The organism is Streptomyces sp. NPDC047315 (genome assembly GCF_040643215.1).
Taxonomy (GTDB): domain Bacteria; phylum Actinomycetota; class Actinomycetes; order Streptomycetales; family Streptomycetaceae; genus Streptomyces.
Genome location: NZ_JBEYTZ010000003.1, coordinates 320,851 through 343,210 on the forward strand (window position 1 = coordinate 320,851; position 22,360 = coordinate 343,210).

General features: G+C 72.8%; 15 protein-coding genes. 6 read left to right on the forward strand and 9 right to left on the reverse strand.

The features are described 5' to 3' along the window. Nucleotides 1–5 precede the first annotated feature (5 nt). The 4 genes from ABZ842_RS05020 to ABZ842_RS05035 form a co-directional block, all read right to left on the reverse strand. Nucleotides 6–1,688, reverse strand: coding sequence for an LCP family protein (locus ABZ842_RS05020; protein ID WP_361531720.1), 1,683 nt, complete (start codon nucleotides 1,686–1,688; stop codon nucleotides 6–8). A 48-nt stretch (nucleotides 1,689–1,736) separates the two neighbouring features. After that, complete coding sequence (locus tag ABZ842_RS05025; protein ID WP_361531723.1) at nucleotides 1,737–3,449, reverse strand: LCP family protein; 1,713 nt, start codon at nucleotides 3,447–3,449, stop codon at nucleotides 1,737–1,739. 234 nt (nucleotides 3,450–3,683) lie between these two features. Continuing rightward, nucleotides 3,684–5,078 (reverse strand): LCP family protein, encoded by a 1,395-nt coding sequence (locus tag ABZ842_RS05030; protein ID WP_361531726.1) that lies wholly within the window; start codon nucleotides 5,076–5,078, stop codon nucleotides 3,684–3,686. 195 nt (nucleotides 5,079–5,273) lie between these two features. Further along, nucleotides 5,274–6,041 (reverse strand): TIGR03089 family protein, encoded by a 768-nt coding sequence (locus tag ABZ842_RS05035; protein ID WP_361531729.1) that lies wholly within the window; start codon nucleotides 6,039–6,041, stop codon nucleotides 5,274–5,276. A 138-nt stretch (nucleotides 6,042–6,179) separates the two neighbouring features. On the opposite strand from ABZ842_RS05035, the gene ABZ842_RS05040 reads away from it, so the two are divergent. Continuing rightward, entirely contained in the window at nucleotides 6,180–7,508 is a 1,329-nt protein-coding gene (locus ABZ842_RS05040; protein ID WP_361531732.1) for a peptidoglycan recognition protein, read from the forward strand. 643 nt (nucleotides 7,509–8,151) lie between these two features. On the opposite strand, the gene ABZ842_RS05045 is transcribed toward ABZ842_RS05040, so the two are convergent. From ABZ842_RS05045 to ABZ842_RS05060, 4 genes are all read right to left on the reverse strand, one after another. Further along, complete coding sequence (locus ABZ842_RS05045; protein ID WP_361531856.1) at nucleotides 8,152–9,081, reverse strand: DNA-3-methyladenine glycosylase 2 family protein; 930 nt, start codon at nucleotides 9,079–9,081, stop codon at nucleotides 8,152–8,154. A gap of 641 nt (nucleotides 9,082–9,722) precedes the next feature. Next, complete coding sequence (locus tag ABZ842_RS05050; RefSeq protein ID WP_361531735.1) at nucleotides 9,723–11,030, reverse strand: coenzyme F420-0:L-glutamate ligase; 1,308 nt, start codon at nucleotides 11,028–11,030, stop codon at nucleotides 9,723–9,725. Then, nucleotides 11,027–11,983, reverse strand: a complete 957-nt coding sequence (cofD, locus tag ABZ842_RS05055; RefSeq protein ID WP_361531738.1) for a 2-phospho-L-lactate transferase — start codon at nucleotides 11,981–11,983, stop codon at nucleotides 11,027–11,029. Before cofD ends, ABZ842_RS05050 begins: the two co-directional genes overlap by 4 nt. 12 nt (nucleotides 11,984–11,995) lie before the next feature. Further along, nucleotides 11,996–12,505 (reverse strand): cysteine dioxygenase family protein, encoded by a 510-nt coding sequence (locus ABZ842_RS05060; protein ID WP_361531741.1) that lies wholly within the window; start codon nucleotides 12,503–12,505, stop codon nucleotides 11,996–11,998. 702 nt (nucleotides 12,506–13,207) lie between these two features. Between ABZ842_RS05060 and ABZ842_RS05065 the strand changes: the two genes are divergently transcribed. The 3 genes from ABZ842_RS05065 to ABZ842_RS05075 all read left to right on the forward strand — a co-directional run bounded on the left by ABZ842_RS05065 (nucleotide 13,208) and on the right by ABZ842_RS05075 (nucleotide 19,276). Next, nucleotides 13,208–13,471: a WhiB family transcriptional regulator gene (locus ABZ842_RS05065; RefSeq protein WP_006348971.1), complete on the forward strand. Its 264-nt coding sequence runs from the start codon at nucleotides 13,208–13,210 to the stop codon at nucleotides 13,469–13,471. Between the two features lie 649 nt (nucleotides 13,472–14,120). Beyond that, nucleotides 14,121–17,747 carry a glycosyltransferase family 2 protein gene (locus ABZ842_RS05070; RefSeq protein WP_361531745.1) on the forward strand — a complete coding sequence of 1,209 codons (3,627 nt, stop codon included), beginning with the start codon at nucleotides 14,121–14,123 and terminating at the stop codon, nucleotides 17,745–17,747. Then, the gene (locus tag ABZ842_RS05075; RefSeq protein ID WP_361531748.1) at nucleotides 17,744–19,276 is read left to right on the forward strand and encodes a DUF5719 family protein; all 1,533 of its coding nucleotides are present in this window, start codon (nucleotides 17,744–17,746) and stop codon (nucleotides 19,274–19,276) included. Before ABZ842_RS05070 ends, ABZ842_RS05075 begins: the two co-directional genes overlap by 4 nt. A 17-nt stretch (nucleotides 19,277–19,293) precedes the next feature. Here the strand turns inward: ABZ842_RS05075 and ABZ842_RS05080 are convergent, their stop codons facing one another. Continuing rightward, nucleotides 19,294–19,731, reverse strand: coding sequence for a DUF3499 domain-containing protein (locus tag ABZ842_RS05080; protein WP_361531751.1), 438 nt, complete (start codon nucleotides 19,729–19,731; stop codon nucleotides 19,294–19,296). A 361-nt stretch (nucleotides 19,732–20,092) separates the two neighbouring features. Between ABZ842_RS05080 and ABZ842_RS05085 the strand changes: the two genes are divergently transcribed. Continuing rightward, nucleotides 20,093–20,620 (forward strand): metallopeptidase family protein, encoded by a 528-nt coding sequence (locus ABZ842_RS05085; protein WP_361531754.1) that lies wholly within the window; start codon nucleotides 20,093–20,095, stop codon nucleotides 20,618–20,620. A 66-nt stretch (nucleotides 20,621–20,686) separates the two neighbouring features. Continuing rightward, a complete protein-coding gene (locus ABZ842_RS05090; RefSeq protein WP_361531757.1) occupies nucleotides 20,687–22,051 on the forward strand; it encodes a phosphomannomutase/phosphoglucomutase in 1,365 nt (454 codons plus the stop codon). Nucleotides 22,052–22,360: the final 309 nt, after the last annotated feature.

Here is a 22,360-nt window from a genome sequence, read left to right on the forward strand (position 1 = left end):
CGCGGCTACCAGGTGAAGCCGGGCTGGATCGGCATGCACGCGCCCTCGTCGTCCCCGGCGAGCGGGTTCGCCGCCTCGGGCGCCTTGTCGTCGCCGGTGGCCTTCGGCTTCGGCTGGGGGAAGGCGTCGCCCGTGCGCCAGTCGGCGCCGACGATCAGCGTGATGCCGTTCGTTCCGCTGCCCGGCGCGGCCTTCTTCACCGCCGTCAGCGGGATGCCCAGCGCCTTGGCGACCGCCTGCGCGTCGCCTTCGAGGTCGTTCGTCGCGTACCGGACCACCGTCGTCTGCCGCGGGTTCTTCACGGACGTCGCCACCGCCTGGGTGAAGCCCTTGGCGCCGAGCGCCGCGGTGATCTCCGCGGCCCGGCCGCGGGCCGCGGGCGCGCCGTCGCCGTCGGTGCCGTTCTGCACCCGGACCTGGACCTGGTCGGCGGGGGCCGCGGGGTCGTCCGACGTGGGCTCGGCCGGCTTCTGCGTCGACGGCTTCGGCTTCGCCTTGCCGGAGGTGCCCCGGCCGTCGAGCGGAACGTCGTCGCGGATCATCTGGAACAGCTGCTCCGCGTCACCGGGCTTGGGCTCGACCTTCGCCTCGAAACCCGGCCGCTTGGAGTACTCGTTGGGCATCGTGGTCATCGTGATGCGTTCCGTCGGCACGCTCTTGAGGGAGTTGCCGATGTCGAGCAGCGCCTTGACGTCCTCGATGGTGTCGCTGACGGTGAGCGAGTCGATCGCCGCCTCGGCCAGCTTGCGGAGCTTGTTCGGGTCGGTGAGCTTGGTGTTCTTCCGCAGCTCGCGGACCATCGAGTTCATGTACATGTGCTGGGCGCGGGAACGGGACAGGTCGGTGCCGTCGCCGAAGCCGTAGCGCGTCCGCAGCCACTGGAGGGCCTGCTCGCCCTTGACGGCGGTGGTGCCCTTCTTCAGCTTCAGATGGGAGCCCTGGCCCTTGCTGTTGAGGGAGTGCACGTTCTCCTGGACGCAGACCGGGACGCCGCCTATCGCGTCGGCCATGGAGACCACGCCCGCGAAGTCGATCACCATGAAGTGGTCGATGCGTATGCCGGTGAGCTTGTACCAGGTGGCCACCGTGCAGCCGGGACCCCCGCGCCCCAGCGACTTGTTGGTCTCGGCGAAGGTGAGTGCCGGGTGGGTCTTGTCCTTCTTGGTGTCCCGGCACTCCGGGATGTCCAGCATCGTGTCGCGCGGCATGCTGACCACCGAGATGTTGCTGCGGTCGGCCGACAGGTGCACCAGCATCTGCACGTCGGCGAGCGGGGCGCTGCCGAAGGTCTTCTTCGCGCCGCCGAGCCGCTGGTTCGCCTTGGAGTCCCGCGCGTCGGAGCCGATGAGCAGGATGTTCAGCGGCGTCTGACCGGCGGCGTTCGGCTTGTGGTCGGCCATGTCCTGGCCGAGGTTCAGCTCTTCCTTCTTGAGCTTTCCGTTGAGGTACTCGTAGTAGAGGTATCCGGCCCCGGCCGTGCCGAGTATGAGGAGCGAGAGCACGGAGGCGGTCCACCGAAGCGCACGTATCTTGCCGCTCTTCACTTTTTTCCTGCTCTTTCTGGTCTTGCCGTCGCTCGCGCCCCGGCGCCTGCCTTCGCGCGCCTTCGCGTGTGCGTGTCCGTGTGCGGGTACGGGGCCCTCGGCTGCGCCCCGTGCCCCCTCCTCCCGCGTACTGCTCCGTCCCACCCCTTGCCCCCTGGTGTCACGCGCGCCGCGGGACCCGGAGCAACCGGATCACTTGGCACACAGTTGCTTGTCCGCTTCGACCTTCTGAATGCCCTCCGGGGCCTTGGTCTTGCCGCCGGGGAGGGGTACGCCGGGCTTCTTGAAGTCCTTGCCGAGGACGAGCTTCATCGGCTCGGTCCCGACCGAGTCCGCCGCCTTGGGCTTGAGCGCGGTGGCGGGCAGCCCCAGCAGATCGGCGAGCGTGCGCGCCTGGTCGGCCTGGTTGGGGCCGTACTCCAGGGTCGTGGTCGCCTGCTCGGGAGCGTTGGACTCGTTGCTCGACTTGTTCACCTGCTTGCCCTGGAGCCAGGTAAGCGTCTCCTGCGCGGCGCCCTGCGGGCCGCCGCCGTTGTAGACCGCGACCCTGACGTCGGACGCCTCGGCCCGCGGGCCGTCGAGCGGTCCCGGCGTCTTCTTCTTGGCCGCCTTCTCCTTCTTCTCCACCTCGGTCAGCGACACGTCGTTCTTGATCATCGCGAACAGCGGCTCGGCCTTCTGCTCCTGGAGCAGGACCGCGGTGCGCTTGTCGTTGTCGACCACCGGCACGGTCGCGAAGGTGATGTTCTTCGGGTTGACCTTCGACATCTCCATGCCGAGTTCCTGGAGCTTCTTGATGCTCCCTATGCCCTTGTCGACGGTGAGCGCCTTGGTGGCCGCGTTCGCCAGGTCCCACATCTTCGTGGGGCTGGTCAGCGTGTCGCTGGACTTCATCTCGCGGATCATCGAGCTGAGGAACTGCTGCTGGAGCTCGATCCGGCTCAGGTCGCTGCCGAAGCCCACGGACTTGCGGGTCCGTACGAACGCCAGCGCCTCCTCGCCCTTGACCTTGTGTTTGCCGGCCGGGAGGTTGAGCTTGGAGTCCTTGTCTTTGATCGGCTTCGCGAGGCAGACCTCCACCCCGCCCACCGCAGTCGACAGCGTCTTGACGGCGTTGAAGTCCGCCATCATGAAGTGGTCGATCTCGATCCCGGTCAGCTTGGTGACCGTCTCCATGGTGCAGCCCGGGTTGCGGCCGTCCACGCCCAGGCTCTCGTTGAACTTGCGGTCCTGCACGCCGGGGATGGTCTCCCCCTCCGCCGTCTTGCAGTCCGGGATGTCCGTGATCAGGTCGCGGGGGATCGACAGTGCGGTGGCGTTCGACCGGTCCTTGGAGACGTGGAAGAGGATCGAGGTGTCCGCGTGGCCCGCGCTGTTGCGGTCGCCGTACGCGGTGTTCCCCTTGCCGGTCCGCTTGTCGGTGCCGAGCACCAGGACGTTGATGGCCTGGTCCTTCTTGAAGCCGCCGGTGCCCGCGTCGCCCACGTCGATGGTGTTGAGGTTGCCTTCGAGGCGCTGGTAGACGACGTACGCGCCGACGCCGCCGGCCGTCATCAGCAGCGCGAGGCCGCCGCCCGTCCACATCAGGACCTTCTTCTTACGGGACGGGCCCTGCTTGCGCTTGCGGCGTCCCACGGCGGGCGCGTTCGCGCCTTCGTCCGCGTTGCGCGCCCGGTGCGAGCGCTGACCCGGCACGGGTGCCTGGCCGCGCCCCGGGGCGCCGGCGCGGTGGCCTTCGGGGGCTCTGGAGCCGGGAACGGTTGGCGCCCCGGCGGGGTTGGCCGACGGGGACGATTGCGCTGGGGATTGGTCCAGTCGCAGCTCGTAAGTGCCGGTCTGCGGGTTGAGCACCCACTGGTCGGCGGGGTCGATGTCGTCCGCCCGCCCGCGGCTTTGCGCATCCACGGTCTTCAGATTCCTCCGTCGGTGCCACCCGTAGCGCCTCCGCGAAGGGCGCATGGTTTCTCGATCCAGCAGTGCACGACGCAAGCCGGGGTATCGGATCGCGTCACACTATCCGCCCAGTTCATGGCGGAGCGACGGGCGTGACAAATTCCACGCCCCTTACAACCGGGCATTCCACCCAATCCGTGTGGTGCGGCTCGATGCTTGGGCATCGCTTTACTCACACGTCACGGTTTACTCACATACGTTCACCGCCGCATTCGTGCCGGAGTAGCTGGGACTGGTGCTTGCGCTCGGCCCGCCACCGGGGGTCGAACCGGGCGCGCCCGAGGGGTTCGTGGGGGTCGCTGACCCCTGAGATCCGGCCACGTCCGGACTCCGGGAGCCCGCCGTGTCCCGCTGCGATCCGCCGGCCTTCGGATCGCCGTTCTTCGAACCCTCGCCCTTCGAACCCTCACCCTTCGGGTCGTCGGCCTTCGAGCCGGGCGGGCGCACGGTGATGGGCAGGTCCTCGCGGAGCTGCCGGAACAGCTGAGACGCCGCCGGCTCCACCAGTTCGTCCCGGTTCCGGTTCGCCGCCCACGGCTGCCGCGGCACCGTCAGGAACTGCACGCGCTCCGTCGGGATGCTGCGCAGCGAACGCGTCAGGTCGTACAGGTCCTTGAGCGAGGCCAGCCCCGGATCGGTGGTCAGCGACTTGGTCGCCGCGTCCAGCACCGGATACAGCTTCGACGGGTTCAGCAGCACGCCGTCGCTCTGGACCTTCTTCACCAGCGAGCCGAGGAACTGCTGCTGGCGGCTCATCCGCTCGGTGTCGCTGCCGTCCCCGATGGACTTGCGGGCGCGTACGTACCCGAGCGCCTGCTCGCCGTCGAGCGTCTGGCGCCCGGCGGGCAGCTCCAGGTGCGCGTCCGGGTCGTCCACCGGCTCCTTCAGGCAGACCTCGACGCCGTCCACCGCGTCGACCATGTCCTTGAAGCCGCTGAAGTCCACCACCATGTGGTGGTCGATCCGCACCCCGGTCATCTTCTCGACCGTACGGATCGTGCAGGCGGCCCCGCCGCGTTCGAAGGCGGAGTTGAACTGCGCCAGCTGCTCCGTGGTCCGGCCGCCCTCGGGCGTGCGGCAACCCGGGACCTTCACCATCAGGTCGCGCGGGATGGACACGGCCGTCGCGCTCTGCCGGTCGGCCGCCAGGTGCAGCAGGATCGCGGTGTCGGCGCGCTGGCTGCCGCCGTCGTCCCGCCCGTACTTGCTGTTCCCCTTGCCGCGCCGGGAGTCCGAGCCGAGCAGCAGCAGGTTCTTGGCGTCCTGGGCGACCGGGACCGGCCGCTCCTTCTCGTACGTCTCCAGCTCGGCCGCGGCCTCGGTGTCCGGGGTGATGTTGGCGTCGAGCTTCCGGTAGAACCACCACGTCGTCGCCGCGCCCGCGAGCAGGACGACCGAGACGCCGAGCGCGGTCCAACGCAGCCAGTGCCGTTTGCCCTTGGTGCCGTCGCCCGCGCCCGGAGGCGCCTCGCCCTCGGTGGTTACCTTGGGCTCGACGGGGAGGGCGGCGTGGTGCTCCTGGCCGTCCCGGTCGTCCGGGCCGGGCGGGGTGCCGGCACTGTCCGTCACTTCTGCGTCCATCCTTCACGGTGTCGGCGGCGCGCTGGACCGCCGATCGCAGGACTAGACGGCTGAACCTCGCGCTTGGTTGTGCCTGAAAACACGGGTATCGCCGATCATCCAACGGAGTTGGGGTCGAGCCCGGGGGGCTCGACCCCTTGTGCGCCATCTGGGGGTATTACATGCGCTTCGTCGTTGGATGTACTTCTACGGAGGTTACTGCGGCGCGCCGTCCATGACGGTGTGCGTCACCCGCTCGCTCTCGATCCGCTGACGCAGCCCGTCGGGGGGCAGCCCGTCCAGGTGCCGGCAGAGCACCACGGACGCACCGGCCGCCAGCGGCGCGTACAGCCCGGCGGCCAGCCCCGCCCAGGAGTCGTACCCCCGGTCCGTCAGCAGCCGGGAGCCCGCGTCGAGCCCCAGCTCGGCGGCGTCCGCCCGGGCCCGCTCGACCAGCGCCACGGCGCTGAGCTCGACGCCGTCCACGAGCAGCGCGGGCGCCTGCGGATCGACGGGGGCGTACGGGGCGAAGCGGTCGCCCTGGCCCGGGACCTCGACGGCGTAGTCCGTGAAGCCGGCCGGCGGCTGGGGGAAGCGCCCGCCCAACGGACGCAGCGCCAGCGCGACCCGCTCGCCCGAGCAGGCCCGCGCCTCCTCCAGCGAGTCCGGGCCGCTCACCACCAGGTCCGCGTCCGCGGGGTCGCCGCCGATCTCCACCGGCACCCCGACCGACGCGGCGGCCAACAGCCAGACGGCGCTCTGCCAGTGCGCCGGCAGCAGCAGCGCGAGCCGGTCGCCGGGCTCCGCCGCGAGGTCGCCCTGGAGCAGATTCGCCGTCTTGGCCACCCAATTGGCGAAGGTGGCGACGGACAATTCCACGCGTTCACCGGTGGCGTCGTCGTAGAAAGTGATCAAGGGGCGCCCTGGGTCCGCGGCAAGGGCGGATCGCAGCAGGTCGGCGGGGGTGCGGTCGCTGGCGTTCACCTGCGCAAGGGTACGCGCGGCCCGGTCGCGGCGTCCCTCGTACCGGTGACGCGGTCCACCGGTCGGCCCGTTGCGAGCCCGCGGCGCGCGCACCCTTCCAACGAGCGGAGACGGTGACGGGGCATCAAGATCTTCTCCATGCGTGGATTCCTGTCTTCCTCGACCGGTGTCGCGGCCTGCGCCGCGCTCGTACTCCCGCTCTCGCTGTCGGCGGGAGCGGTCGCTGCGCCGGCGCGCTCCCACCATCCGGCGCCGCCGGCGCACCCATCGGACACCGGGCGCGTCGGCCTCCCGGACGTTGCCGTGCCAGACGTCCCCGACGTCCCGGGCACCACCCAGTCGCTCCCGATCCCCGCCGGCCCCGAATCGCCCACGACCCGCACCATCGCCCCGGAGGCCCGCGAGACCCGCGAGCGGACCCTGCACCAGCGTGAGGTCCAGCCGTTCTCGCTGGTCGGCGTGGTGTGGGAGGACGCCGCCAGCGAGCTCCACGGCACCGTCCAGGTCCGCACCCGCGAGGTCGGCACCGGCGCTTGGTCCGGCTGGCAGGACCTGGAGACCCACACCGCCGACCACGGCGCCGACCCCGGCAGCACGGAGGGCGCGTCCGGCCGGCTCCGGGGCGCGACCGCCCCGCTGTGGGTGGGCGCGTCCGACGGCGTCGAGGTACGCGTACGACCCGAGGACTCGGCGCACGCGGAGGAGCACGCGGCGGATGCCGACGCCGTGGCCCTGCCGCGCGGGCTGCGCCTGGAACTCGTCGACCCCGGCGAATCGGGCCAGCCGGCGGACCCGGGCCCGGCCCCCGGTCCCAGGGCGCTGGCCCCGCGCGCCGCCGAGGACACCGCGGCGAAGAAGTACGTCGGCCCCCGCCCCACGATCGTCACGCGCAAGGGATGGGGCGCCGACGAGTCCCTGCGCGAAGGCGGCTTCGCCTACACCTCGACCGTGAAGGCGGCCTTCGTCCACCACTCGTCCACCGGCAACAACTACACCTGCAAGCAGGCCCCGTCCGTGCTGCGCAGCATCTACCGCTACCACGTGGTGAGCAGCGGCTGGCGGGACTTCGGCTACAACTTCGCCATCGACAAGTGCGGCACCATCTACGAGGGCCGGGCGGGCGGCGTGACCAGGGCGGTCCTCGGCGCGCACACCCTCGGGTTCAACTCCAACACCATGGGCATCGCGGTGCTCGGCACCTTCACCGGCACGAACCCGCCCGCGGCGGTGCAGACCGCGATCTCCCGGCTGACCGCGTGGAAGCTCGGGCTGTTCGGCCGCGACCCCGGGGGCAAGGTGACGCTGACGTCCGGGGGCAGCGGCAAGTACAAGAAGGGCAAGAAGGTCAGCTTCGGCGTGATCTCCGGCCACCGCGACGGAGTCTCGACGGACTGCCCGGGCACCCGCCTCTACAACAAACTCGGCGCGATCCGCACGGCCTCGTCGAAGTACCAGGGCCGCGGATGAATTAGGCGGGCGGTGTGCGGGTTGCCCGCGGCAGGCGGCTGGCTTGCTCGGTGCGCGGGTTGCTTGTGGCAGGCGGGTACGGTCGCTCGGTGCGCGGCTTGCCCGCGGCAGTCGGGTGTGGTCGCTCCGTGTGTGGGTTGCTCGTTGCAGGCGGGTTTGGGGGCCCTCCGGGCTCACCTCCTCGCGGTCGGCGGCCTACAGGTCGCACGTGAACGTGGGGTTGCTTTGCCGCCGATCCGCTGCGGGGGCGACCCTGCACGCCCCCCTCCCAGCAGTCGGGTCCGGTCGCTCCCTGCGCGGCTTGCCCGCGGCAGTCGGGTGTGGTCGCTCCGTGTGTGGGTTGCTCGTTGCAGGCGGGTTTGGGGGCCCTCCGGGCTCACCTCCTCGCGGTCGGCGGCGTACAGGTCGCACGTGAACGTGGGGTTGCTTTGCCGCCGATCCGCTGCGGGGGCGACCCTGCACGCCCCCTCCCGGCAGACGGGACCGGCCTGCCCGATCCGCGGGCTGCTCGCGGCAGACGGCTGGCTCACTCGGTGACCGGGCCTCCCCTGCAGACTGGTCTGGTCGCTCGGTGCGCGGGCTTCCCGCGACGCAGACGGGTGGGGTCGCTCCGTGGCCGGGCATCCTGCGACGGCGGGGTGGTCTACAGGAGGCCGATGTCCACCTTGGGCATCTTCGGCTTCCGCCGGGGCGGCACCCGGCCTCCGAGCAGGACGTAGCGGGCGGCGCGGTGGCGCTGGCCGGCGTACGGCGCGAGGAGTTCGAGCATCGCGGCGTCGTCGGCGTCGCGGTCGCCCGCCAACGCGTAGCCGACGATCCGCGGCAGGTGCAGATCGCCGAGGGTGAGCGCGTCGGGCGCGCCGTGGCTGCGCTGCACTGTCTCGGCGGAGGTCCACGGACCGATGCCGGGAACCAACTCCAGCCGAGCCATCGCGGCTTCCGGTTCCATCCCCACGGCCTCCTCCATGCGCCGGGCGACGCGCGCCGCGCGCACGACCGTCGCCGCGCGCTTGTCGTCGACGCCGGCGCGGTGCCACTCCCAGGAGGGGATGAGCGCCCAGGCGCGGGGCTCGGGCATCACGTACATCCCTGCCTCCGCCGCGGGGCCGGGCGCGGGCTCCCCGTACTTGCTCACCAGCAGCCGCCAGGCGCGGTACGCCTCGTCCGTCGTCACCTTCTGCTCCAGCACCGAAGGGATCAGGGACTCCATCACGAGCCCGGTGCGGGTCAGCCGCAGTCCCGGCCGGCGGTGGCGGGAGTACGCGACGAGGCGATGGAGCGGAGTGAACGCGTCGGGCTCGTCGGCGGCGCCGAGCAGCCCGGGCAGCGCGTCGAGCAGCCACTCGGCGCCGTCCCCCCACGCCTCGGCGACCACGTCACCCGCGCCGCCGGGCCGTACGCACAAGGTGCCCGGTCCGGCGGGGGTGCGGGCGGTGCGCCAGATGGAGCCGTCGGACGCGGTCCGGTAAGCGGGGTCGGCGGGACCGCGCCGCAGCACGCCCAGCACCAGGCCCAGGTCCACGGGCCACGGCGGGGTCCAACGCCGCACCGCCCCGCCGCCGCGCGCGGGCAGCCGTCGGGCGGGGTGGGCTCGTGGAGCGAAGCGGCCAGACACGGGGTCCTCGGGGCTGGATGGTCTCGTGTTTACGAGAGTAGGCGCTCCCACTGACAACCCACCCGGACACGGAGCGACCAGACCAGTCTGCGGGGGAGGCCCGCAGACCGGGCACCCCCAGACCCGTCTGCCACGGGCAAGCCGCACAGGGAGTGGCCGGTCCCGTCTGCTGGGGAGGGGGCGTGCAGGGTCGCCCCCGCAGCGGATCGGCGGCAAAGCAACCCCACGTTCACGTGCGACCTGTACGCCGCCGACCGCGAGGAGGTGAGCCCGGAGGGCCCCCAAACCCGCCTGCAACGAGCAACCCACACACGGAGCGACCACACCCGACTGCCGCGGGCAAGCCGCACAGGGAGCGACCGGACCCGACTGCTGGGGAGGGGGCGTGCAGGGTCGCCCCCGCAGCGGATCGGCGGCAAAGCGGCCTCACGTTCACGTGTGACCTGTAGGCCGCCGACCGCGAGGAGGTGAGCCCGGAGGGCCCCCAAACCCGCCTGCCGCGGGCAAGCCGCACACCAAGCAAGCCAGCCGCCCGCCGCGGGCAACCCGCGCACCCGAGCAACCCGGCCCGTGCCCCACGCAGCCCGCCCCCCACGGGCCTACCGGACCGTCACGAACCCTGCCGCGTCCCGCGGCGCCCGCGGCTTCGGGGGGGCCGCTGCGCGGCCCACCGCGATCGCGCCCATCGGGTCCCAGTCGGCCGGCAGGTCCAGCACCTTGCGCACCACGTCGCGGCAGAACATCGTCGAGGACACCCACGCCGAGCCGAGCCCCTCGCCGGCCAGCGCCACGAGGAAGTTCTGCACGCCGGCGCCGGTGGCGACCACGAACATCTCGCGCTCCGCGCCGTCGCGCCGCTCGTCGCCGTAGTGGTGCGAGCCGTCCATCACCAGGCAGGGCACGACCAGGTACGGCGCCCGCCGCAGCACGTCGCCGCGCCGGACGCGCTTGGCGATGGACTCCTCGGACTTGCCGTCGCGCCGCAGGTCGGCGATCCAGGCGTCCCGCATGGCGTCCAGGAGCTCCACCCGCGACTGCGCCGACTCCAGCAGCACGAAGCGCCAGGGCGTGGTGTGGTGCGGGGCGGGCGCGGTGACCGCCGCGGCGACCGCCCGCCGCACCGCACCGGGGTCGACGGGCTCGTCGGTGAACTCGCGGACCGTACGCCGCTGGGTCACCGCTTCCCGTACGGCCTCGGACGCACCGAGCCGGAACAGGTCCTCCGCCGCGTCCCGCACCAGGCTGCGGGCGCCGTCGGCGTCGTCCGGGGCGACGACGTGGGCAAGGCCCCGTACGACGGCCACCGGCCGCCCCGCGACCTTGCCCTTCACGAGGTCACCGGCCGCCGCGAGCTCGTCCGCGGTCGCGGTGATGGTCGCCGCGAGCGGATTGCCGTGCGGGTCGGTGCCGCCGCGCAGGTCGTCCAGGACCCGTACGCCCGCGGCGCCGATCGCGACGTCGACGAGGCCGTTGCGCCAGGGGCGGCCGAAGGTGTCCGTGAGGACCACGCCGACGTCGACGCCGAGCGCCTTGCGCAGCCCGGCGCGGAGGTTGCGGGCGGACGCGTCCGGGTCCTCGGGCAGCAACAGCACGGTCCCGGCGGGGGTGTTGGACGCGTCGACGCCGGCCGCGGCCATGACCAGGCCCTGGCGGTTCTCCACGATGCGCAGCTCGCCGCGGCGGGCCACGACCCGTACGGTCTCCGCGTCTATCGCGGCCTCCCGGTCCCGGGCGGCCAGGACGCGCCCCTCGGCCTTGCTGACGACCTTGGAGGTGACGAGGACGATGTCCCCGTCGGCCAGCTCGGGCTCGGCCGCGGCGATCAGCTCGGCGAGGTCGTCCCCCGGGTGCACCTCGGGTACGCCGTCCGGGGCCCAGACCCGGTACGAGTCGGCGGGCCCGCTCATGCGCGCACCTCCGCCGCGAGGGCCAGCGCCTGCCGCGCCATCTCGGCCGCCGCGTCCTCGTCCGTCATCAGCAGCGGAATGGCCCGGCAGCGGATCCCCGCGGCTTCGACGGCGTCGACGGAGTCCGCGTCGACGGTGTCGACGAGCCAGCCGTCCAACAGCCCGGAGCCGTAGTGCGCGGCGACGGCCGCGGCGGTCGCCTCCACGCCCACCGCGGCGAGCACCTTGTCCGCCATGCCGCGCACCGGCGCGTTCCCCACGATGGGGGAGAGGCCGACGACGGGGACGCCCGCCTCGGCGATCGCCTCGCGGATGCCCGGCACGGCGAGGATCGTGCCCACGCTCACCACCGGGTTCGACGGCGGGAAGAGGACGACGTCGGCCGCGGCGATCGCCTCCAGCACGCCCGGCGCCGGCTTCGCCTGCTCCGCGCCGACGGGCACGACGGCCTCGGCGGCCACGGACGCCCGCAGCTTGACCCAGTACTCCTGGAAGTGGATGACCTTGCGCTCGCCGTCGATCTCGACGGCGACGTGGGTCTCCACGCGGTCGTCGGACATCGGCAGCAGCCGGACGCCCGGATTCCACCGGGTGCACAGCGCCTCCGTGACGGCGCTGAGCGGATAGCCCGCGGCGAGCATCTGGGTGCGGACGATGTGCGTGGCGAAGTCCCGGTCGCCGAGCCCGAACCACTCGGGCCCGACCCCGTACGCCGCCAGTTCCTCCTTCACGCGGAAGCTCTCGTCCGTACGCCCCCAGCCCTGCTCTTCGTTGATGCCGCCGCCGAGGGTGTACATCACGGTGTCGAGGTCGGGGCAGACCTTGAGTCCGAACAGATGGATGTCGTCACCGGTGTTCCCGATCACGGTGACGTCCGCTTCGGGCGCGGCCCGCTTGAGACCGCGCAGGAAGCGGGCGCCGCCGATGCCGCCGGCCAGAACCACAATTCGCATGCCCGCAGTTTCTCAGGCGGGCACCGCGTCCCGGGCGGCCGGTGCGCACCGGGCCGCGTGCATCGGCATCTCGGTCAGGCCCGGGTGGTAGACGTGCAGGGAAACGGCGGGTTCGAGCGCGTCGTTGACCACTTCGTGCACGTACCCCGGTGCGAACACCCGGTGCGCGCCCGGCGCCAACTCCCGCGCGGCGCGCTCCGACCGCTCCGACCGCTCGGTGAGCCGCCCTTCGAGCACCGTCAGCACCCCGGACGACGGCCCGTGGTCGTGCAGCCCGGTGCCCTGGCCCGGCAGCCACGACAGCAGCCACACCTCGTACCCGGGCCCGGTGCGCAGCCGGTGGTACCAGCGGCTGGTGGCGTCGTACTCGACGAGGTGCGCCCACTGCCCCCGATCGGCGGCGACGGCGCGCGAGAGCCCCACGAAGTCGGCCACGGTGGCCGGGTGCTCGCGCGGGGGCTGGAGGAGGTGTCGTACGGAGAGGATGTCGCCGGCGATCTGGAGGTCGCTGTCGCTGTTCATGGTGCGGTGGTTCCTCGGCTGGAAGCGTGCGATTCGCAAGGGGTTGCGTCAGTGCGGGGCCGCGCCGTGAAAGGGCGGAGCCGGAAGAAGGCGCGGGGGCGTTCGGGACGCGCGCGGAAGAAGTCGAGAAGGGGGCGTGCGTGCCGGGTCAGCGCTGACGACAACAGCGACAGCGAGCCTGCACAGCGCTGCGGAACCCACGGACAGGGGTCGCGAAAGGCGCGGAGGCTGCTGATGACATGCCACCCAAGGTGGCGGCTGCCCCTCTTTCGTGTCAACTCCGCGCCCCCTTTGGCGGCAATCTTTCACCTCATCCGGTTACGGAGCGCGAAGAAAGGTTTATGCAATGCCACCGTCGGAGACATCGCGCTGCGATCGCGTGACTGACTCGGGCCGCTCCGTGACGGGGTTGTGATCCGGATCGCTTCGGGTGCCCGTCTGCAACAAGATCGAACTGACGAGCGTCTCCCTAGGTGAGAAGGGAGGATGCGGACAGGTCAGGGGCGGTTAGCGGTAAGTGTCAGATTTTTGCTGATTTGAACACTTTCCGTATACCCTTGGTTCCGCAGAGTGAATACGGGGCCCAATAGCAGATCTCCGCTTGACTGCCCCTGAGCCACACACTTGTAATTTCACTCGTGTCGTTCGGCCGAATCGATCACGGCAACATCACGGGGACGCCAAGACAGACGAGGGGCGCACATGACCGAGCTGTTCGAACAACTGCTGGTCGAGGACGCGGACGACGAAATCGGCTGGCAGGAGCGCGCATTGTGCGCCCAGACCGATCCCGAGTCCTTCTTCCCCGAGAAAGGCGGCTCCACGCGTGAGGCCAAAAAGGTGTGCCTCGCCTGTGAAGTCCGCTCGGAATGCCTTGAGTACGCCCTGGCGAATGACGAGCGATTCGGCATCTGGGGCGGTCTCTCGGAGCGCGAGCGCCGCCGGCTGAAGAAGGCGGCGGTCTGATACCCGCCACCGGCCGCCGACACGACCACGACCCGCCACACCCCCGGCCCGCGCCGGGGGTGTTCTGCGTCCACACCTGCCTGCCGCGGACAAGCCGCGGACCGGGCCCCAAACCCGTCTGCAACGGGCAACCCACGCAGGGAGTGGCCGGTCCCGGCTGCTGGGAGGGGGCGTGCAGGGTCGCCCCCGCAGCGGATCGGCGGCAAAGCGGCCTCACGTTCAGGTGTGGCCTGTAGGCCGCCGACCGCGAGGAGGTGAGCCCGGAGGGCCCCCAGACCCGCCTGCAACGAGCAACCCACACACCGGGCAACCGGCCCGCCAGCAACGGGCAACCCCCACACGGAGCGACCAGCCCCGCCTGCCACGGGAAGCCCGCACTTCGAGCAACCCCACCCGCCTGCCGCGCGCAACCCGCACACCGCCCCGCTCCGCGGAGCGCAACCCGCACACCGCCCCGCTCCGCGGAGCGCAACCCGCACACCGCCCCGCCCCGCGGAGCGCAACCCGCAGCCGACCCCGCCCCGCGAAGCGCAACCGCACCGACACACAACCCGCACCACACCCCTCCCGCCTACCGATATCGTGTGGCCCCGTCCCAGACGCTGAAGCGCCCCTCCCGGGCGATCCATGGCCGGAGGGCCCCAACCCGATGTCCGCCACCACCGCCGCGTTCACGACCTCCCACCCGCAGGGATTTCCCCGGCACGTCGTCACCGCCGTCCTCGTCTCCCACGACGGCGCACGCTGGCTCCCGCACACCCTCACCGGCCTCCTCGCGCAGGCCCGCCCGGTCCAGAACGTCATCGCCGCCGACACCGGCAGCGCCGACGAGTCCGCCGCCCTGCTCGCCGAAGCCCTCGGCGCGGAACGCGTGCTGCACCTCGCGCGCCGCACCGGCTTCGGCGCCGCCGTCGACGAGGCCGTCCGCACCGCCGGCGTGCTCACCCCCGACGACCTGCCGTATCTGAAGCGGCCCAGCGGTTGGGACCCGGTCAGCCGGACGTGGCAGGACGAGGCGTACGACATGCCGGAGTTGCCGTACGGCGAACCGGTGCAGTGGCTGTGGCTGCTCCACGACGACAGCGCCCCGGAGCCCGCCGCGCTCGCCGAGCTGCTCCGCGTCGCAGTCGGCGACGACGAGCACGACGGCGACGTGAACGGCGGGGGCGACAGCGGCGGCGGCGACGGCGACAGCGGCGGCGCCGAGGCCGCCGAACACGCCGTGATCGTCGGCCCCAAACTCCGCGGCTGGTACGACCGCAAGCAACTCCTCGAAACGGGCGTCTCGATCGCCAACAGCGGTCGCCGCTGGACCGGCCTGGACCGCCGCGAGCAGGACCAGGGCCAGCACGACCAGGTCAGGCCGGTGCTCTCGGTCTCCTCCGCCGGCATGCTCGTACGCCGGGACGTCTTCCGGGAGCTCGGCGGCTTCGACCGCCGACTGCCCCTGATGCGCGACGACGTCGACCTGTGCTGGCGCGCGCACGCCGCCGGCCACCGCGTCCTCGTCGCCCCCGACGCGGTCCTGCACCACGCCGAGGCCGCGGCCCGCGAGCGCCGCACCGTGGACTGCGCGGGCCGCTCCTCCGCCAGCCCGCACCGCGTCGACAAGGCGGGCGCCGTGTACGCCCTGCTCACCAACGCCCGTGCCGCGCTGCTCCCGTTCGTCCTGCTGCGCATACTGCTCGGCACGCTGCTGCGCGCCCTCGCGTACCTCGTCGGCAAGGCCCCGCGGCACGCCGTCGACGAGATCACCGGCCTGAGCGGCACCCTGCTGCGCCCCGGGCGCATCATCGCCGGCCGCGCCCGCCGCAAGAAGGCCCGCCGCGTCGACCCCCGCGAACTGCGCCCGCTGTTCCCGCCGCCCGGCGCGACGATCCGCGCCACCTTCGAACGCGCCGCCGGCTACTTCGGCGGCGGCCGGGGCAACGGCGGCACCGGCTCCCGTTCCCGCCAAAGCTCCGGCTCCGGCACGGGCGCCGTCGAGTCCGGCCCCGGCGGCGAAGACGCGGACTATCTGGAGGTCGAACAGTTCGCCCGGCTGAAGAAGCTCGCCCGCCGCCCCGCGCCCGCGCTCTTCGCCGTCCTGCTGATCGTCTCCCTCGTCGCCTGCCGTGCCCTGTTCTCCTCCGGCGCCCTCGCCGGCGGCGCCCTGCTGCCCGCCCCCGGCGACGCGTCCGAGCTGTGGGGCCGCTACGCCGACCAGTGGCACCCGCTCGGCACCGGAGGCACCCAGACCGCCCCGCCCTACCTCGGCGCCCTCGCCGCAATCGCCGCCGTCTTGCTCGGCTCCACCGGACTCGCGCTCACCGTGCTGCTGGTGTGCTCGGTCCCGCTCGCCGGACTCAGCGCGTACGTGGCCTCCCGCCCGCTCGTGACGTCCCGTCTGCTCCGGGCCTGGGGCAGCGTCACCTACGCCTTCCTGCCCGCCGTCACGGGCGCCCTCGCCGCCGGCCGGCTCGGCACCGCCGTCCTCGCCGTACTGCTGCCGCCCATCGCCCGCGCCGCGGTCGCCGCGCACGGCTTCACCACCGCCGGCCGCAGCCGCGGCAGTTGGCGCGCCGTGTGGGCGTACGCCCTGCTGCTCACCCTCGCCACCGCGTTCGCGCCCGTCGTCTGGCTGTTCGCCCTCGTCCTCGGCGTCGGCGGGCTCGTGGTGCGCCGTGCGGACCCCGTCGCCGCCGGGGTGCGCTTCCTCGCCGCCGTCGGCACCCCGCTGCTCGTCCTCGCGCCCTGGTCGCTGACGCTGCTGACGTCGCCGTCCCGCCTCTTCGACGAGGCCGGGCTCGACATCGGCGGGGGCCGCGCCTCCGGCTTCGACCTGCTGACCTTCAGCCCGGGCGGACCGAAGGCCGCCGGCACGGTCCTGTTGCTCGGCGTCATCGCCGCCGCGCTCGCCGCCCTGCTGCGCGAAGAGCGCCGGCTCGCCATCCGCACGGCCTGGGCGACCGCCCTGACCGGCTTCCTCTTCGCCGCCGTGACGAACGCCGTGTCCGACGGCGGTTCGTGGGCCGGCCCCGCGACCCTCGTGTACGCCCTCGCGCTCATCGCCGCCGCCCTCCTCGGCGCCGAACTGGGCCGCACCCGCGTCTCCAGCCGTGACTTCGGCTGGCGCCAGCCCGTCGCCGTACTCGTCGCCGGCGTCGCGGCCCTCGCCCCCGCGCACCTCGCCGTCAGCTGGATGATCAGCGGCGCCGCGGGCCCGTTGGAGCGGCGCGACCCCGTTCAGGTGCCCGCGTTCGTCGCCGAGGAGAGCGTCACCCGCGACCAGCCGCGCACCCTCGTCATCGGCGGCACCAGCGCCGACCGCGTCCCGTACGCATTGGTCCGCGGCTCCGGCGCCCGACTCGGAGACGCCGAACTCGCCGCCTCCGCCGACCGCGACCCCCAGCTCGACCAGGTCGTCTCCCGGCTCGTCGCCGGCTCGGGCGCCGACCAGACCGCCGAGCTGAGCGGCTTCGCGATCCGTTACGTCCTCGTCCGCGACGGCGCGCCCAGGCAGACCGCCCGCGTACTCGACGCCACCCCCGGACTCAGCCGGCTGAGCCAACTCGACGGCAGCGCCCTGTGGCAGGTCGACCGTCAGGTCGCCCGGGTGACGATCGTCAGCGGCAAGGACGACCCGCTGCCCGTCGGCTCCGGCCCGGTGACCGCCCGCACGACGATCCCGGACGGGGCGAAGGGCCGCGTCCTGCGCGTCGCCGACCGCGCCGACGACGGCTGGCGGGCCACCCTCGACGGCCGCGAGCTGCCGAAGACGACCGTCGACGGCTGGGCCCAGGGCTTCGAACTCCCCGCCGACGGCGGCCGGCTGCAGCTGTCCTACGAGCAGAGCGCCCCGCGCACGGCCTGGCTCTGGACCCAGGGCTTCCTGCTGCTGGTCCTGGTGGTGCTGACCCTGCCCGGCAGGCGCGGCGAGAAGGACGACGACCTGCCGGAGGCGACGGACGCCGACGGCGGCGCCAGCGCCGACGCCCCCGCCGCCGGCCCGCTCATCGGCGGCGTACCGACCCAACCCGGCCCCGTACAGGCCGAGACGACGGGCGGAGGGGGCCGCAGGTCACACCGCCGCGAACGCCCGCGCCCCCAGCCCACGCCGGCTCGGCCCGCCCGCCTCCCGCACCAGCAGTCGTACGAGAACCCGGCCCGCGCCTACGACGAGCACCCCGCTCCCCACGACCCGGCGCCCTACGACCCGACCCCGCGCACCTCCTCCTACGACCGCGACCACGACCGCAGCCACGACACCGACGTCCCCCGAGGCGAGTCCGAGTGAAGCCCACGACCACCTCCCTGCTCGCCGCCGTGGCCGCGCTCGGCGCGATCACCGCGCTGGCCGCCGCCACCGCCCCGGGCGACCCCGTGGCCGTCGTCGAGACCAAGCTGACCCCCCGGCTCCCGATCGAGCGGTCGAACCTGCTGTGCCCCGCGCCCAGCAACGCCGAGGTCGCCGAGACGACGTACACCTCCTTCACGCCCGAGCCCACCCGCCCGCCGCACCCGGCACGACCCGCCACGGGCACCGCGGAACTGCGCCCCGGCACCGTCCAACTCGTCGCCACCGCCGCCGACACCACCAAGAAGCCCGACGGCGGCACGAACGGCGGCAAGCCGGTGCTCTCGCTCACCACCCCCGGCAAGCCCGTCGCGGCGACCGCCAACGGCAGCGACGCCCCCGCCCTCGTCGGCACCGCCGACGGAAACCTCGCCCCCGGCTGGACCGCGCAGGCGACCACCACGGTCACCGCCGGCGACGCCCGCGGCCTCCTCGGCACGGCCTGCACCGGCCCGGACACCGAAGCGTGGTTCCCCGGCGCGTCCACCGCCGAAGGCCGCCGCGACTACGTCCACCTCACCAACCCCGACGACACCCACTCCGTCGTCGACATCGAGCTGTACGGCAAGGACGGCCAGCTCAAGACCACCCTCCCCGACGGCCTGTCCGTCCCGGCCCGCGGCAGCGCGCCCGTCCTGCTCTCCACCCTGACGAACGAGGCGCTGGCGGACCTGACCGTACGCGTCACCACCCGCTCCGGCCGGGTCGGCGCCGTCGTGCGCACCGCCGAGGACGCCGTCGGCAGCGACTGGCTCGCCGCCTCCGCCGACCCGGCCGCCACCGCCGTCCTGCCCGGCATCCCCGCCGACGCCACCTCGGTGCGGCTGGTCGTCTTCGCCCCCGGCGAGGCCGACGCCGAGCTGAAGGTCCAACTCGCCGGCCCCGGCGGCAGCCTCGTCCCCGCCGGCCACGAGACCGTACGGGTCAAGTCGGGCATGACGACGACCGTGGACCTGGCGGACGTCACCAAGGGCGAACCGGGCTCGCTGCTCCTCAGCCCCGCCAACAAGGGCCTGAACACGCCCGTCGTCGCCGCCCTGCGCGTGGTCCGCGGCGCCAAGGAGGCGCAGGAAGTCGCCTTCATCCCCGCGGCGGAGCCCGTCGGCGACCGCGCCAGCGTCGCCGACAACCGCGCCCAGGGCACCACCCTCTCGCTGACCGCACCCACCGCGACCAGCAAGGTCAGGATCACCGCTTCGACGGGCACCGGGGGCGGCGAACCGACCGTCGCCACGTACACGGTGAAGGCCGGCACCACGCTCGCGTTCGCCCCGCCCGCGCCCGCGGGCCTGGCCGGCTCGTACGGACTGACCGTGGAGACCGTCTCCGGCGGCCCGGTGCACGCGGCGCGCACGCTCGCGCTGCCGCGCCGCGGCGTGCAGATGTTCACGATCCAGACGCTGACGGACGACCGGGGAACGGTGGCGGTGCCGGAAGCGGAACGGGACCTGTCAGTGCTCGACGACTGAGCGGGCGTTCCGGGCCGTCAGCGGTCCTGGGAGTCGGGCGAGCGCAGCACCCTCAGGTGCCCGCGGCGGGCGACCTCCATCGGATCCGCCGCACGCCGCCCGCCCTGCCCCTCGGCGACGGCGCGCCCCTGCGAGGGGCGGGCCGCTTCCCGTACGGCGTTGGCGAGCGCTTCGAGGTCGTCACCGCTGGGCCTGGCCGGCGCCGACCCGTCCGTCAGCCGTACGACCTCCCAGCCGCGCGGCGCGGTCAGCCGCTCGCTGTGCTCTGCGCACAGGTCGTAGCAGTGGGGCTCCGCATAGGTGGCGAGCGGGCCGAGGACCGCGGTCGAATCGGCATAGACGTACGTCAATGTCGCCACGGCAGGACGGCCGCACGCGGTGCGCGAACATCGACGTACAGGGCTCACGACGTTGGACGGTACCGCACTCTTGAACGGGCTGCGACGACTCTCCACCAGGTCACCCCACCGTGTCGTCGTGCGGACGGGGTTTCGTACGGGTCCGGGAGGGCCGTACTGACCTGCGATGAAGGGCTCGACGCCGAGGACGTGACCGTTGGTGAACCGGTCATGACGTGACGTAAATCAGGTCGTTCGCGCAGCGCCGGACGATCGCCGGACGACACACAAGCGTCGCGAACCGCCGTTGGAACGGTCATTTGGCGACATGTCGAAGCGGACGGACGAGTTCGGGCCGGACCGGAGGCGAGGTCAGGGGCGGGTCCGTGTGCGCGCAGGCGCCGGTAGCGCGTGCGCCATGCTCGCTTTCCACGGGATGCGGCTGCCGCGCCCCGCGGAGAGCTACCCTGCGTGAGTGATGGACAGCTCCGTACCGCCGAGCCCCGGCGAGCGTCCGGCAGGGGCGCCGGCGCGGACCCAGCCCGGCACGCCGCCGGGCGCCGGTACGCCCCCCACCCAGAGCTCCGGCTCCGGCCCGGGAAGCACCGAGCCGGGTCCACGGCGCAGGGACCGCCACGGCCGCGGGATGCGCGGCCCGATCGCCCCGCCCCAGGTCCCGCTGGCACTCAGCCGGGCCGAGTCCTTCCGCGACCTGGTGCGCGACTCCGTGGAACGCCTGGAACGCCGCCTGCCGCAACTGGCCGACGTGGACTTCCTCGTACTCGACGTGCCGGGCGTGCACGAGGAGACCGTGCCGCTCGGCGAGGCGGTCCCCGCCGAGCGCGGTCGGCCCGCACGGGTCGTCATCTACCGTCGCCCCGTGGAGATCCGCACCAAGAACCGCGACGAGCGGGCGCTGCTGGTGCACGAGGTCGTCGTGGAGCAAGTGGCGGAACTTCTCGGGCTCGCACCCGAATCGGTGGACCCGCGCTACGGCCAGGACTGACGCACCGGGATAATTTGCCCCGACCGCACTGACTTGGACCACACAGACTTGAGGGAAGGCTGCCCCGTGGCTGCTGCTGATCTGTCTCAGCTCGTGAAGGCGTACGACGTTCGCGGCGTCGTGCCGGACCAGTGGGACGAGGAGCTCGCCGAGCTCTTCGGCGCGGCGTTCGTCCAGGTGACGGGTGCCGACGCGATCGTCGTCGGGCACGACATGCGGCCGTCGTCGCCGGGCCTGTCGGGCGCGTTCGCGCGCGGCGCGGCGGCCCGCGGCGCGGACGTCACCCTGATCGGGCTGTGCTCCACCGACCAGTTGTACTTCGCCTCCGGCCACCTCGGGCTGCCCGGCGCGATGTTCACCGCGTCCCACAACCCCGCGCAGTACAACGGCATCAAGATGTGTCGCGCCGGCGCCGCGCCCGTGGGCCAGGACACCGGCCTCACCGACATCCGGGAACTCGTCGAGAACTGGTCCGCCAAGGGCGCGCCCGAACCGGCCGCCACCCGGGGCGCGATCACCGAGCACGACACCCTCTCCGAGTACGCGGCACACCTGTTGTCGCTCGTCGACCTCGCCGGCATGCGCCCGCTGAAGGTGGTCGTCGACGCGGGCAACGGCATGGGCGGCCACACCGTCCCCACCGTCTTCGAGTCGCTGCCGATCACCCTCGTACCGATGTACTTCGAACTCGACGGCACCTTCCCCAACCACGAGGCCAACCCCCTGGACCCGGCGAACATCGTGGACCTCCAGGAGCGCGTGCGGGCCGAGGGCGCCGACATCGGCCTCGCCTTCGACGGCGACGCGGACCGCTGCTTCGTGGTGGACGAGCGGGGCGAGGGCGTCTCCCCGTCCGCGATCACCGCGCTGGTCGCGGCGCGGGAACTCGACAAGCACCCCGGCGGCACCGTGATCCACAACCTGATCACGTCGTGGTCCGTCCCCGAGGTCGTCCGCGAACACGGCGGCACCCCCGTCCGCACCCGCGTCGGCCACTCCTTCATCAAGCAGGAGATGGCCCACACCGGCGCGATCTTCGGCGGCGAGCACTCCGCGCACTACTACTTCCGCGACTTCTGGAACGCGGACACCGGCATGCTCGCGGCCCTCCACGTCCTGGCCGCCCTCGGCAGCCAGGACGGCCCGCTGTCGGAACTCGTCGCCCAGTACGACCGCTACCGCGGCTCCGGCGAGATCAACTCCACGGTCGCCGACCAGACGGCGACGACGCAGAAGGTCCGCGCGGCCTTCGAGTCCCGCCCCGACACGACGATCGACACCCTGGACGGCCTGACGGTGACCACCCCCACCTGGTGGTTCAACCTCCGCCCCTCCAACACCGAACCCCTCCTCCGCCTCAACGTCGAAGCCAAAACCCCCGAATCCCTCGCCGAGGTCCGCGACGAGGTCCTCTCCCTGGTCCGCAGCTAGAACTGCGGGGCCGGCGGGTTGGCCGCGAGGGGGCGCGGGGAACTGCGCGCCGAGCTACCCACCGGCCCGCAGTGGCCGATGGTCCGGGAGGGTGTCGGCGGGTTGGCCGGCCACCCACGGGCCCGCAGAGGCTAAAGCCTGTGCAGGTTGAGCGGCGGGTTGGCCGTGAGGGGCGCGGGGAACTGCGCGACAAGCCCCCCGCCGGCCGGCAGTGGCCGATGGTCCGGAAGGGGGTCGGCGGGTTGGCCGGCCACCCACAGGCCTGCAGAGGCTAAAGGTTGCGCAGGTTAGGCGGCGGGTTTGCCAGGG